This window comes from Oceanospirillum linum, assembly GCF_001995095.2.
Classification (GTDB): Bacteria; Pseudomonadota; Gammaproteobacteria; order Pseudomonadales; family Halomonadaceae; genus Oceanospirillum; species Oceanospirillum linum.
Genome location: NZ_MTSD02000003.1, coordinates 493975 through 507518 on the forward strand (window position 1 = coordinate 493975; position 13544 = coordinate 507518).

A 13544-nucleotide genomic window follows, 5' to 3' on the forward strand; every position below is an offset into this window, starting at 1 on the left:
TTTTAGTTGGAGATGACAATGTCCTTTAAAGGATTAGTACTGGCGCTTCAGGAAGCTTTATCTCAGTCCGTTTCACCGGATAATTTTCCTGAACTGCTGAAAAACCGCCTTGTACCACGCAACCGCGCAACCGCCAGACAGCTAATACGCTCCTCCGTTCTGGAGAGTTCCGATGGTGTGCGTCATTTACTGGCTTTTCCGGCTCATTGTCTGCTAGATATGAAACTTTATCAGGGATATCAGGCGATCTCTCCTAATGCCAAACAGTCTCTGCTAAAACGCAAAAAAATCCAGTCCGTTCCAGCTTTACCCGAAGTGATTGACTATAACCTTATTGTTGATAGTCGCTGTTTTGATCCCGAAATTATCTTTACAGAATCCGGTGACCCCTCCTGGTTACTTGAATTCACCAGCGAAGAATACAGATCACTGACCGAAGAGTTCAGCAGCGCCAGGATTGAGCAATTTGCGATTCCTCTGGTTTCAGTCCGTCCCAACCTGACGGCTGTCGATCAGGATGAAGCCGAAATTAAAACAGCGGTGGAAACCATTACGTCCCGACGTATACGTACCCGTCTGGCAGAAAGTATTGAGATTCCACCGCTACCTCTCAGTGCGCACAATATCATTATGTTACGCAATGATGAGAATGCTGATGGTGATGAACTCGCTTCTATTGTCGAATCGGATCCAAGCCTTGCATCACAGGTGATCAGCTGGGCTAACTCCCCCTACTATGGCTTACCCGGACAGATCCATTCCATTCAGGATGCGGTTATTCGTGTGCTTGGTTTTGACCTGACCATGAACCTGTCTCTCGGCCTGTCCATGGGCAAAAATATTAAAATGCCCAGTGATGGCGTGTTTGGCTATCGGGGTTACTGGCGTGAAGCTGTCATGAAAGCGATGCTGATGGAACGCCTGGTGAAGCAGATCCCTGCAGCCCACAGGCCGGTTATTGGCCTGAGTTACCTTTCAGGTCTGGTGAATAATTTCGGTTATTTGGTCATTGCAGAAGTATTTCCACCTTACTTCTCGCTATATTGCCGCTACCAGGAAGCCAACCCCCATGTGCCGGCAATGTATATCGAGCGCTTTCTTTTTGGTATCACCCGTGAGCAGATCGGCAGTTTTCTCTTCCAGACATGGGGAGTTCCCGATGAGGTATGCAGTGCGATCCGGCACCTGCACAACCCTGCCTATGAGGGCCGGCACCACCAGTATGCCAACTTGCTTTATATCGTGAACCAGCTGGTATGTCATGACGGGGAGATACGCCTTGGCAAGCTACCGGAGGCGATTCTGAACCGTCTGCACCTGGAGCGCGCTCTGGTTGAAAAGACCATAGACGAAATAAGCGACTTCAACGAAGAACTGAACTCGTTGGCGGAGATGCTGGAAAAAGCCAGCAAATAAAGCGCCACCATATAGCGTTACAACACATTTATTACAGCGACCACCACTGGAAACAGAAGCGTTATCGCAACAAACCTTTCCGGCATAAAAAAACCCGCAGTGCTTAGCATTGCGGGTTTTTATGTGCCCGGGAGCTTAGGCTTAGCAGTCAACTGCATCTTTCAGCTTTTTACCCACTTTAAAGCCTACCGTTTTGCTTGCCGGAATATCCATCGGCTCGCCAGTCTGAGGGTTTTTACCCTTGCGGGCACTACGCTCACGTACTGAGAAAGTACCAAAACCGATCAGGGAAACCGAATCACCTTTAGCAACGGCACCTGTGATCTCATCCAACATCGCATTCAGAACTTCATTTGCTTTGTCTTTAGACAGCTCCGCCTTTTCTGCGATCGCTGCTGCCAGTTCAGGCTTACGCATGCGTTATCCTCTTTATTATTACTATTTAATCCGTACGAACGAAGATATTTAAGCAGCCCCCCATGCGGGATGCAAAGGTTTTTTGTCCTTCTGTGATAGAATTCACTCTCCTTAAAAGATGGAATAATGAGGCATGTGTTGGATTTGCAGCAACTGACATCCCAACAGGCGGCTTCCCGCCAGGAGTGGGGGAAACTCAACTGGATGCGCCCCCATACGCCGGGACAGATACACCCCGATGAAGAATGGCTTGATTGGCTCACCGATGCCTCCTCTCTGACCCGTCGGTTGAGACAGGTTAGCCAGCAGCACTTTCATGTTCAGCTATTGCAACAAAAACTGCTAAAGCCGGCGCTGAATGAGTGTCGTCTTCTGGGTATGGCAACGCAGGAATATGCACTGGTTCGCCAGGTGGTTCTGCATGGCCTCAATCAACCCTGGGTTTTTGCACGTACCGTGATCCCCTTGCCAACCCTGCGTCAGGGCAACCGGCACCTGATGTTGCTCGGTAATCGCTCTTTAGGTAGCGTATTGTTTAAAAATACCCATACTCAGCGGACTTCTCAGGAGATCACGCCGTACCACGCGGATTTCTGCGCCCCCTTTGTATGGGGCAGGCGTTCGACTTTTGAGATTCGTCAGGCTCCGCTTCTGGTGACAGAGTTATTTCTGGAGCCTTTTCGCCAACATCTACAGCTTCAGTTCTGAATAAACTGATAAAGCGTCTGATATAAGCCCCGGAGGGGAGTTCTGATGACAACATCTGTATTTACCCAGCAGCTTCCCCATTACATCAAGCTGATGCGGATAGACCGGCCCATTGGCACCTATTTACTGCTCTGGCCGACACTCTGGGCGCTTTGGATTGCAGCAGAAGGTGTTCCGGACGGAGATATTCTGATCATCTTTATTTTAGGTGTCATCAGTATGCGGGCTGCGGGCTGCGTCATTAATGACTTTGCCGACAGAAAAATCGATGGTCACGTAGAACGTACCAAAGAACGCCCACTGGCAACCGGTGATGTGACAGCCAAGGAGGCTATCGGCCTGTTTGTTTTTCTGGGTCTGGTATCTTTCGCTCTGGTTCTTATGACCAACCCGCTGACTATTCTACTCTCTCTTGGCGGCATTCTACTGGCCTTTATGTATCCTTTTATGAAGCGCTATACCCACCTGCCTCAGGTCGTTTTAGGTGCAGCCTTCTCCTGGGCAATACCCATGGCTTATGCCGCACAGACCAATAGCGTTCCTGTGGAAGCCTGGTTGCTGTTCGCCGCTAAACTGCTTTGGACCGTGGCTTACGATACTCAATACGCCATGGTTGACCGCAACGATGATGTCAAAATCGGTGTCAAATCCACGGCTATTCTTTTTGGGGAGCTGGACCGGCATATTATTGCTTTATTGCAGGCTCTGGCAGTGATTGCACTACTGATTGTAGCCGCATACAAAGGGCTGGGAGTATTTTTCTATCTGGGGCTTGCCGGAGGCGTGACACTCTTTGTCTACCAGGCCAAACTGATCGTCCATCGCAAACGGGAAGATTGCTTTAAGGCTTTCCTGAACAATCACTGGGTTGGTGTTTTAATTCTATTGGGTATCGTCGTCGACTATGCTGTGAAATAACATCTGTTGCTGGCTTATCTGCTTTAAAACAGAGGAATTTCACACAAACGTCATCATGTCATCTTACTGTCATATTTACTCGCTGTAATAATAGCGTTACTGATGACATAACCGACTTAGACGGGAACACGGAAATGACAGGAAAAACCGTCCTGATTGTGGATGACGAAGCTCCGATCAGGGAGATGATCGCTGTTGCGCTTGAAATGGCTGACTACGACTGCCTGGAAGCTGAAAATGCACAGCAGGCCCATGCGATGGTAATCGATAAACGCCCTGACCTGATTCTTCTGGACTGGATGATGCCGGGCACCAGTGGTGTTGAGCTGGCACGCCGTCTGAAGCGTGACCCGGCCACCGCAGAAACGCCTGTTATTATGCTGACAGCTAAAGGTGAAGAAGACAATAAAGTGCAGGGTCTGGAAGCTGGGGCGGATGATTATATCACCAAGCCTTTTTCACCCAGAGAGCTGGTTGCCCGCCTGAAAGCAGTACTACGCCGCACAACACCAAAGGGTATTGAAGACCCTGTTGATGTAGATGGACTGGAGTTGGATCCGGCAAGTCATAGGGTCACCTCTAACGGCGAACCTCTTGAAATAGGGCCAACTGAGTTTCGGCTACTGCAGTTCTTTATGACCCATCAGGAGCGCGCCTACAGCCGCAACCAACTACTGGATCAGGTCTGGGGTGGTAATGTCTATGTCGAAGAACGCACCGTAGATGTTCATATCCGCCGACTGCGCAAGGCGCTGGGCGAGAAACACGAGCATCTGATCCAGACGGTACGCGGAACAGGTTATCGTTTTTCAGTTAAGGTCTGAATCTGATTAACTGAGCATCATTAAAATAACGGCTGAATAGAAACGGTCTGATCTGCTGCAACAGATCAGACCGTTTATCCAATCGTTCAGCGCCAATGTGCAAAAAGGAAGGTAACCGCTTGTGACTCCAATCTGGCAGGCAGAACTCACACGGATCGTATACATCGCCCTTTTTGCCGCTACCGCAGGCTGGCTCTCAGGCTCCGTTGCTTGGGCTTTGGTCACCATGCTGGCTATCTACGTCATCTTTGCACTTCGCTTTGTTCGTCGTCTCGACCATTGGCTGGAGCACAATGCCAGCGATGAACCGCCGGAAAGCTGGGGAATCTGGGGACATCTGTTCGATAAGATGTATCGCCATCAAAGACGCTATCAACAGCAACAGCAGCGCCTGACAGAGATTATTAATAAGGTACAGCGTTCCAGTGGAGCCTTACGGGACGCAGTGGTCATGATTGACCAGCACGGATCTCTGGAATGGTGGAACCGGGCTGCAGAAGGCCTGCTGGGTTTCCGTCATCCTTCAGATAAAGGGCAGGCTCTGACCAACCTCTTACGCGATCCACGCTTTATCAGTTATTACGACAAGCAGGACTATCAGGACCCACTGGTTCTGGCCTCGCCAATGGATGACAATATCGTTCTGGAGTACCAGATCACCATTTTTGGCAGAAATGAGCGCCTGATGCTGGTGCGGAATATCACTCGCCTTTACCGACTGGAACAGATGCGCAAAGATTTTGTCGCTAATGTTTCCCATGAACTCAGAACACCTCTGACAGTGATCAACGGCTATCTGGAAACGTTTGCCGATTACAGCGATCAACTACCTCCCCGTTGGGGCCGGGCAACGCATCAGATGCAGCAGCAGTCCCGCCGGATGCAGAATATTATTAATGACCTGCTACTGCTATCCCGCCTGGAAACAACCGATATTGAAGGGCAGCAGCAGTATATTGAGATCGACCTTATGCTCGATAGCATCAGACAGGATGCTCAACTGCTAAGCGGCGACAAAGAACACAGGATAACTACAGACCTGCGTACAGATGCCCGGGTGATTGGTTCCGAAAATGAACTGCGCAGCGCTATTTCGAACCTGGTATTCAATGCGGTGAAATATACGCCGCCAGGCTCCACCATCAAAATGATCTGGCAAGAGCTGCCCCATAATAAGGGCGCTGTTTTAGCAGTGGAGGATAACGGCGAAGGCATTGATGCCCGACACCTGCCTCGTCTGACAGAGCGCTTTTACCGTGTCGACAAAGGGCGATCGGCTGAAACGGGTGGCACGGGCCTGGGTCTGGCCATTGTAAAACATGTGCTGCTGCGCCATAACGCCAAACTGGATATCAAAAGTGAAGTGGGGAAAGGTACACAGTTCAGCTGCACCTTCCCTGACACCTCACTGGCCATGCAGGGAGAAAGCACCAGAGAGCACTCTAATACTGTGGCCCACAGCCCCGAGCTATCAGACCTGGCGGCTCAACCGAGCGATAACTTTCGAGAGTAACTGAGAAGACTTTTGATCGATATCGGTAAAACGAATACCCACGTAGACGTTCTCTGCATCAATTCGCTTCTCCTGAGCCTGCAACATAGTCACACAGCCTTTAACCGTCAGCCGGGTCTGCTGCTCCCCTTTACCGGCAACAAAACCCACGGACAGGTTTGCAAACATATCAGGCAAGCCCTGATCACGTGTAGCCATTACAACAACATCCTGCGGCGTCAGCTCTCGGATCATCACCGGAAGCTTGTGTTCACCGAACATCAGCATCGCTTTCCCCCTGACTCTGCGGCTGACAGGGGAAGCGCTGCTTTGCATGCCATGCTTACCGGTTAACACATTAGCCGTTGTTCCGCCGCCCATTACACGGGCCCTCTGCTTCATAATTTCGGCCAGATCTTCACGGCTGATAACGTTCGTTTTAACCAGAGCCTTAGTCACTTTACTGATCAACTGGTCGTTATTAAAAGGCTTGGTAACATAGCTAGTTACGCCATGTTGTACCGCTTCAACAACGTACTCTTTGTCATCAAGGGAGGTGACCATGATGAAAGGTACATCTTTATTATGGCTCTGCTCATGCTCACGCAACCAGGTTAAAAGCTCAATGCCAGACATTTCCGGCATCTCCCAATCACAAAGTATCAGGTCGAAACGGCCAACTTCCAACAACTTCTGGGCTTTACGGCCATCCTGAGCTGTTTCAACTTCAAACTGCGGATATTCTGCTTTAACGGCCTTAACCATTAAGTCCCGGGTAAATTTAGCATCATCAACAACAAGTATGCGGGCGGTCTTCATAACTCTCTCAAATATCTTTCATACCAGATGGCGCATTTAACGATACAGAACTCAGGTTCGCATCAGGGTACACAGACAACTGCCGCACCCATAACCAGGTTGCGCCAGCAACGGCAGCAGGCATAAAAATAAGGTTAATAAAGGGGATAAACATCAGCAGGTAGCAAACTAATCCAAAGCTGACGGTATGCCACCAGTTTTGTTTAAGTCGACGCTGCATCGCATGGAAGTCTACCTTATGGTTATCCATCGGGTAGTCCATATACTGGATAGAAAGCATCCAGACTGAAAACATAAACCACAAAACAGGACTGATCAGGTTTACAACAGGGATAAAGCTAATAATGAGAAGGAGCACAACCCGCTTCAGGAAGAACCACTGTTTTTGCAGCTCTCGGTGCAATGAACGTTTTGCCATCTCGGCTATAGTTTCATCCGGGAAATCTACCTGCCCATTACGCAGCTTCAGTTCAATTTTTTCCGCCAGCAAACCATTAAAAGGTGCCGCAATCAGTGCCGTTGTGGCATTAAAGCCGTATAACACAAAACCCAACATTGCGATCAGTGCCAGCGGCCATAACAGCCAGCCAAGAAAACTCAGCCATTCCGGCAGAAAAGCGATAAGACTGTCCAGCCAGCCATCAATAAGGCCCAGTGTCAGCCATATAAAAACAGAAAGAATAATAATATTGCTCAGTAAAGGCACCAGAACAAAACGCTTCATACCCGGCATAGTGATCAACCGGAAACCCGCAGCCAAAGAGGCTGGTCCTGAAAAAAGATGTATCATAAAACCTCTGTCACAGCATTAACGGTTTAAACCGGGGGCTGGGATATTTATCCCGAAGGGACCCAGCAGGGATAATACCTCTACCCATAACCGGCAATAAAGTTCCAACTTACCCTGTTTTGATAAAAAGCAGGAATAACTGATATCTTTTAATAAATCAAAATATCAGGTGTTCTTAAATTTCTGATCATCAAAGATTACAGGCATAAAAAAAGGCAGCCGAAGCTGCCCTTTAACCCGTGGATTACGGTGCTTAATCGTTGCTCAGGCGCTGTTCGATGGTTTCCGGTGAGGAGTGACGGACATCCATACCTTTTACCAGATAAATCACGTACTCTGCGATATTATCTGCGTGATCACCGATACGTTCCAGGGCACGCAACACCCAGATAATGTTCAGTACCCGACTGATGGACCGAGGATCTTCCATCATGAAGGTTACCAGGGCTCGCATGGCAGACCGGTATTCCAGATCTACAGCTTTATCCTCCTGAGCAACTTTCAGTGCCAGATCTGTATCAAATCGGGCGAAGGCGGTCAGAGCATCTTTCACCATATTACGCACATGATTGCCGATATGACGCGTTTCAATATAGCCCCGGGGTGGCTCGCCTTCTTCAGCCAGCTGAATTGCATGGCGGGCAATTTTAGACGCCTCATCACCAATACGCTCAAGATCCGACGTTGCCCGGGTAACGGCCATCACTAAACGTAAGTCACTGGCTGCAGGCTGGCGTCGAGCCAAAATCCGGGTACATTCTTCATCAATTCGGATCTGCATTTCATTAATATTACGGTCGTTGGCGCGTACTTCCTCAGCGACAGCGCTATCGCCTTCGGTCAGTGCGTAAATCGCATCCTGAACCTGCTTCTCGACCAGGCCTCCCATGGCCAGAAGATGGGTTTTCAGGTCTTCCAGCTCGTTATTAAACTGCTGGGATATGTGATGGCTATGGGTTTCTGTTGTGATTTCCATGGTAATACCTTGTATCTGTGCAAACCAAAATAAGTGTTAAAACCAAAAAGACGCTATAAAAAACCTACCGGTCATTAGGTTCTGACCGGCCACTGAGGCCTCTTATTTAACCGTAACGTCCGGTAATATAATCTTCGGTTTTCTTCTCTTTCGGGTTGGTAAACAGCATATCGGTGTTACCAAATTCAATCAGGTTGCCCATATACATAAAGGCCGTGTAGTCAGAGACACGTGCAGCCTGTTGCATGTTGTGAGTCACAATGGCGATAGTAAACTTATCCTTGAGCTCATAGATCAGCTCTTCGATTTTCAGCGTTGATATCGGATCCAGCGCGGAGGCGGGCTCATCCAACAGCAACACTTCGGGTTTTACTGCGATGGTACGGGCGATGACCAGACGCTGCTGCTGACCACCTGACATACCCAGCGCACTTTCATGCAGTCTGTCTTTTACTTCATCCCAAAGCGCTGCAGAACGCAGTGCCCATTCTACAGCTTCATCCAAAGTACGTTTTTTATTGATACCCTGAATACGCAGACCGTACGCCACATTCTCATAGATAGATTTCGGAAATGGATTGGGCTTCTGGAACACCATACCAACACGGCGACGCAACTCTGCTACATCAACATTTTTTTGGTAGATATTCTGGCCTTCCATATTGATTTCACCGGTGATGCGGCAGCCATCTACCAGATCATTCATACGGTTCAAGCTTCTTAGCAGCGTAGACTTGCCGCAACCGGAAGGCCCAATAAAGGCGGTTACCCTTTGTTTAGGGATCGTCATATTGACATCAAACAGCGCCTGTTTTTCGCCATAAAAAAGATCCATATTGCGCACATCTAAACAGGTTGTTTCCTGTTCCAGTGACAGACTACTGCCTTCGCCACGATTCATTGAGCTGATGTCGATGCTATGGCTTTTGGTTTCATGTGCAGCGGGCTTACCCTGGCTGCCGGTCACATTTTGGGTATCAGTCATAGAAGAGCCTGTCGCGTTATTAGCCGGATCTTGAGTCTGTGCGCCAGTCGCTACTGGCGCCTCGGTTACTTTATTTTCAGCCTGAGCTTCCATAGGAATACTCTCTTTAAATTCGTTATTCAGTCTAACTGCGTTTCAGTAAATGCCTTGACCGCAGGTTTTCCCTGCGGCTCTTACACAACACCTGTTAATCAGAGGCTACATTTCCAGTGATTTATACTTCTCGCGCAGATGGTTACGGATAGCAACAGCACTAAAGTTAAGCAGTGCGATCACAATCACAAGCAGTAGCGCCGTGGCGTAAACCAGTGGCCGGGCTGCTTCAACATTCGGGCTCTGAAAACCCACATCATAAATATGGAAGCCCAGGTGCATAAATTTCTGATCCAGATGGATAAACGGGTAGTTACCGTCCAGCGGCAGACTTGGAGCCAGTTTTACAACCCCCACCAGCATGAGAGGAGCAACCTCACCCGCGGCCCGTGCCACCGCAAGAATAACCCCAGTCATCATAGCTGGACTTGCCATGGGCAGAACCACACGCCATAAGGTTTCCGCTTTGGTGGCCCCCAGAGCCAGAGAACCTTCACGGACAGAACGAGGTATACGGGCCAGACCTTCTTCCGTCGCCACAATAACAACGGGAACCGTCAACAAAGCCAGGGTCAGGGATGCCCACATAAGTCCCGGTGTACCAAACGTCGGAGCCGGCAGTGCTTCCGGAAAAAACAGCTGATCGATATTGCCACCCAGAAAGTAGATAAAGAAACCGAGACCAAAAACGCCATAAACAACGGAAGGAACACCTGCCAGATTGTTCACTGCGATACGAATCATGCGGGTAGTGAAACCCTGCTTGGCGTATTCACGCAGATAAACAGCAGCAATAACACCAAAAGGCGTCACCAGAACTGACATCAGCAATACCATCATGACGGTACCGAAGATCGCTGGGAAAATACCACCTTCAGTATTCGCTTCGCGGGGATCGTCTGAGGCAAACTCCCAGAGTTTCGCACTGTAGAAGCCCATCTTATCCAGTATATCCATGCGGTTTGGCTGGTAAACGCGCACCACCTTGCTCAGAGAAACTTCAATTTCCTGGCCATTCATCGCACGGGCAACAAAGCTGTCTCGATTCGCAGCTGTGTAAAGATCCGCCAGCTGCTGCTGTAGCACCTCATATTCAGCGTTTAATACTGATCGTTCAGCATTCAGCTCCGCCAGGTTCTCGGGGGTGTTCTCACCATCAATTTCCAGGCGGCGCTCTTTTAAACGTAAACGCTCAATCGCGTAATTGATGCGACCGATTTCGTGCTTTTCGATCTGATAAATCTCATCATGGATCTCAACCGCACGATCAACACGTTTCTTAAATTCAGGCCAGATACTGTTTTCGCCTGCAGCCTGAACGGCTACGGTCTTGTCCTTTTCCTTCAGGGCCAGCAAATAGCCGTAGAAGTTGCCCCACTCATGGCGCTCGACAGCGATCAAGTTTTCCGGGTAGCGGACCTCTTCAATAAAGTCCTCCAGAACCCAACGGAAATCTGTACCGTGCACGTCACGGTTGCCTATTTTTATCAGATGGCGATCAACCAGCTCCTGATCAGTATCTATTTCAATACCGGCTGCCCGTATCTGTTCCACAGGAACAGATACGGTTTCAACCTTCTCACCAACCAAATGGAAGCTGTTGCCATTTAGCTCTCTGACATCGGCCTCCATAATGGAAGCCGGCCAAAAGTGTCCCAGCCCCCGTACAGCAATCAGCGCCAGAAGGCCAATCACCATAATCACACTGATCGCCACAGCACCGGCATTCAGCCAGATCCAGGGGGACCCGCTTTTTGTCCAGTTACCTAATGATTCACGCATAACTTTTTCCTTTCACTCCGAGTCGCTTACAGAGCGCCGTATTTTTTACGCAATCTCTGACGAATAACTTCTGCCAGGGTGTTCACGACAAACGTAAACATAAAGAGTACAAATGCAGCGAGGAACAGAATCCGGTAGTGAGTACTGCCCACTGCTGACTCAGGAATCTCTACCGCAATATTAGCTGCCAGTGTCCGCATCCCTTCAAAGATATTCACATCCATAATCGGGGTGTTACCGGTAGCCATCAGTACGATCATGGTTTCACCCACGGCGCGGCCCATGCCGATCATGACGGCTGAGAAGACACCGGGACTGGCCGTTGGTAACACAACACGAGTCAGGGTTTGCCATGGTGTTGCACCCAGTGCTAATGAGCCGTAACTCAAGTGCTTAGGTACTGCAAAGATGGCATCTTCGGTAATGGAGAATATCGTAGGAATTACGGCAAACCCCATTGCAAGGCCAACGACCAGAGCATTACGCTGATCAAAAGGAATACCCATCTCATCTGTCAGCCAGGAACGTACATTACCGTCAAACAGGGCAATTTCTAATGTGGAGCTCATACCCAAAGCAAGCCAGCTCACCAGAAGCACAACCGGTACCATCAGCAATGCATGCCAGCCATCAGGTACTGCATGCCGGATTTTGTCTGGCATCTGGGCCCAGGCAAAGCCAAAACCAACCATGCCAATCGGTAGCAGGATCAGCAGAGCAAAGACTCCCGGCAGGTTATTTTCCAGGAAGGGTGCCAGGAAGAGACCAGCCAAAAAGCCCAGAACCACTGTTGGCAATGCCTCCATCAGCTCGATCACAGGCTTAATTTTGCGACGCAGTGCCGGTGCCATAAAGTAAGCTGTATAAATAGCACCGCAAATTGCCAGCGGCGTTGCCACTATCATGGCGTAGAAGGCTGCCTTCAGGGTGCCAAAAGCCAGAGGCATCAGACTATATTTAGGCTCAAACTCATTGTTGGAAGCTGAAGACTGCCAGGTATAAGCGGGCTCTTCATAGCTCTCATACCAGACCTTGTCCCATAGTGATGTCCATGAGACCTCCGGATGTTTGTTATAAACTTCCAGTGCCTGCAGCATACCGTCCTGACGCTCCAGCAAAAGATAGTCAGCGCGCGGGCTGATGGCTCCGGCAACAGGTGCCGCACCCAAAACTTTTTCCGTCAGCATAGTACGTTGAGCCGTGGTGCTGTAGATGCTCAGCTGTCCTTTCTCATCAAGCATGAGAAAACCTTTACGGCGGTGCTCAGGTAACATCAACGCGACCGGCGTTCCGTCATGTTCAAAGCTACGGATACGTTTCAGCCCCCATTCATTTTGGTCATCACGCACCAAAAACCACTGGGATAACTGGCCATTTTTATCCCCTACCAGCAGAGAAATACCGCCCAGCTGTAGCTTCACATCACCAATACCGCTGTTCTGCTCGGTAATTTTCAGGCGAGCATTCAGTTTTGGCGTATCCATATCCCGGGTATCAACAACATCAACCGTGCCTTTGTTGCTAACCATATAAATCCAGTTCTGATCAGGGCCAATCAGCATGCTATGGATATCATTCTCAATCACCGGCAACTGCAGAGAGTTGCGTTCAATGGTGACATCTCCCAACAGAGACTCTTCTTTCAGGTACTGAACCAAGTAAGCTTTTTTATCGGTGGATACTGCGGAAATAAGTAAGCTTGAGTCCGTCTCACTAACCGCAATTTTGCTCAGGCCACTGCCCGCTTCACTAATTACCAGCGGCTCTTCGCCATAAGGGTAATCAATGCGTGGGGTGATTAAACGTTCATCATTCGGGTAGGTGATCCGGTAACGATCTTTAATCAGAAGCACACGGCCATCTGACAAACCCAGTGCCAGAAGATTTTTAGCCGGACCAGAAGATGCTACTGTGGTCAGCTCTGTACCTGCAGGAATATTCAGCTGCACACGATCAACCACCTGACCATCCGCAACACTAAAAAAGACAACCTCACCAACACTGGTCAGACGCATGGCAACTTCTGCCTGTTCCTCTGTCGCCAGATAGAGGGTTCTTGCCTCATCCGGTCGCACAGATGTTGCGGGCATCTGATATTCCGCAACAGGTTCAACACTCGCCGACTTCATCAGAGGGATGATTTCGTATAGCAGGTAGATAAAAATCAGCAGGATCGCAATAATCACACTGATACCACCAATACCAATACCAATTTCGGCAATCTTATCTTTTAACGATCTGACTTTCCGATGCATACGTAGTGCCGGAGTATCAAAATCGATGACGGGGGCGTTTGGGCTATTTTCTTTCATAGCGGAAAAATA

General features: G+C 49.3%; 12 protein-coding genes. 5 read left to right on the forward strand and 7 right to left on the reverse strand.

What is annotated here, in order from left to right; translation table 11 throughout:
* Positions 1 to 18 precede the first annotated feature (18 nt).
* On the forward strand, positions 19 to 1416 hold the full coding sequence (locus BTA35_RS10220) for an HDOD domain-containing protein (RefSeq protein ID WP_160055003.1): 1398 nt from the start codon (positions 19 to 21) through the stop codon (positions 1414 to 1416).
* 141 nt (positions 1417 to 1557) lie between these two features.
* On the opposite strand, the gene BTA35_RS10225 is transcribed toward BTA35_RS10220, so the two are convergent.
* Entirely contained in the window at positions 1558 to 1833 is a 276-nt protein-coding gene (locus tag BTA35_RS10225; RefSeq protein WP_078319698.1) for an HU family DNA-binding protein, read from the reverse strand.
* 144 nt (positions 1834 to 1977) lie between these two features.
* Between BTA35_RS10225 and BTA35_RS10230 the strand changes: the two genes are divergently transcribed.
* The 4 genes from BTA35_RS10230 (at position 1978) to phoR (ending at position 5796) form a co-directional block, all read left to right on the forward strand.
* On the forward strand, positions 1978 to 2541 hold the full coding sequence (locus BTA35_RS10230; RefSeq protein ID WP_160055006.1) for a chorismate--pyruvate lyase family protein: 564 nt from the start codon (positions 1978 to 1980) through the stop codon (positions 2539 to 2541).
* 45 nt (positions 2542 to 2586) lie between these two features.
* Positions 2587 to 3459, forward strand: coding sequence for a 4-hydroxybenzoate octaprenyltransferase (gene ubiA, locus BTA35_RS10235; protein WP_078319700.1), 873 nt, complete (start codon positions 2587 to 2589; stop codon positions 3457 to 3459).
* 134 nt (positions 3460 to 3593) lie between these two features.
* The gene (phoB, locus tag BTA35_RS10240; protein WP_078319701.1) at positions 3594 to 4283 is read left to right on the forward strand and encodes a phosphate regulon transcriptional regulator PhoB; all 690 of its coding nucleotides are present in this window, start codon (positions 3594 to 3596) and stop codon (positions 4281 to 4283) included.
* A gap of 121 nt (positions 4284 to 4404) precedes the next feature.
* Complete coding sequence (gene phoR, locus BTA35_RS10245; protein WP_103989677.1) at positions 4405 to 5796, forward strand: phosphate regulon sensor histidine kinase PhoR; 1392 nt, start codon at positions 4405 to 4407, stop codon at positions 5794 to 5796.
* Here phoR and BTA35_RS10250 read toward each other — a convergent pair.
* The 6 genes from BTA35_RS10250 to BTA35_RS10275 form a co-directional block, all read right to left on the reverse strand.
* Entirely contained in the window at positions 5755 to 6594 is an 840-nt protein-coding gene (locus BTA35_RS10250; protein WP_078319702.1) for a response regulator, read from the reverse strand. The two genes, phoR and BTA35_RS10250, sit on opposite strands and share 42 nt — an antisense overlap.
* A 7-nt stretch (positions 6595 to 6601) precedes the next feature.
* A complete protein-coding gene (gene cysZ / locus BTA35_RS10255; RefSeq protein WP_078319703.1) occupies positions 6602 to 7384 on the reverse strand; it encodes a sulfate transporter CysZ in 783 nt (260 codons plus the stop codon).
* A 253-nt stretch (positions 7385 to 7637) separates the two neighbouring features.
* Complete coding sequence (gene phoU, locus BTA35_RS10260) at positions 7638 to 8360, reverse strand: phosphate signaling complex protein PhoU (RefSeq protein ID WP_078319704.1); 723 nt, start codon at positions 8358 to 8360, stop codon at positions 7638 to 7640.
* A 106-nt stretch (positions 8361 to 8466) separates the two neighbouring features.
* The gene (gene pstB, locus BTA35_RS10265) at positions 8467 to 9345 is read right to left on the reverse strand and encodes a phosphate ABC transporter ATP-binding protein PstB (protein WP_078319792.1); all 879 of its coding nucleotides are present in this window, start codon (positions 9343 to 9345) and stop codon (positions 8467 to 8469) included.
* A 198-nt stretch (positions 9346 to 9543) separates the two neighbouring features.
* Positions 9544 to 11220, reverse strand: coding sequence for a phosphate ABC transporter permease PstA (pstA, locus tag BTA35_RS10270; RefSeq protein WP_078319705.1), 1677 nt, complete (start codon positions 11218 to 11220; stop codon positions 9544 to 9546).
* A gap of 26 nt (positions 11221 to 11246) precedes the next feature.
* Positions 11247 to 13532: an ABC transporter permease subunit gene (locus BTA35_RS10275; protein ID WP_078319793.1), complete on the reverse strand. Its 2286-nt coding sequence runs from the start codon at positions 13530 to 13532 to the stop codon at positions 11247 to 11249.
* Positions 13533 to 13544 lie beyond the last annotated feature (12 nt).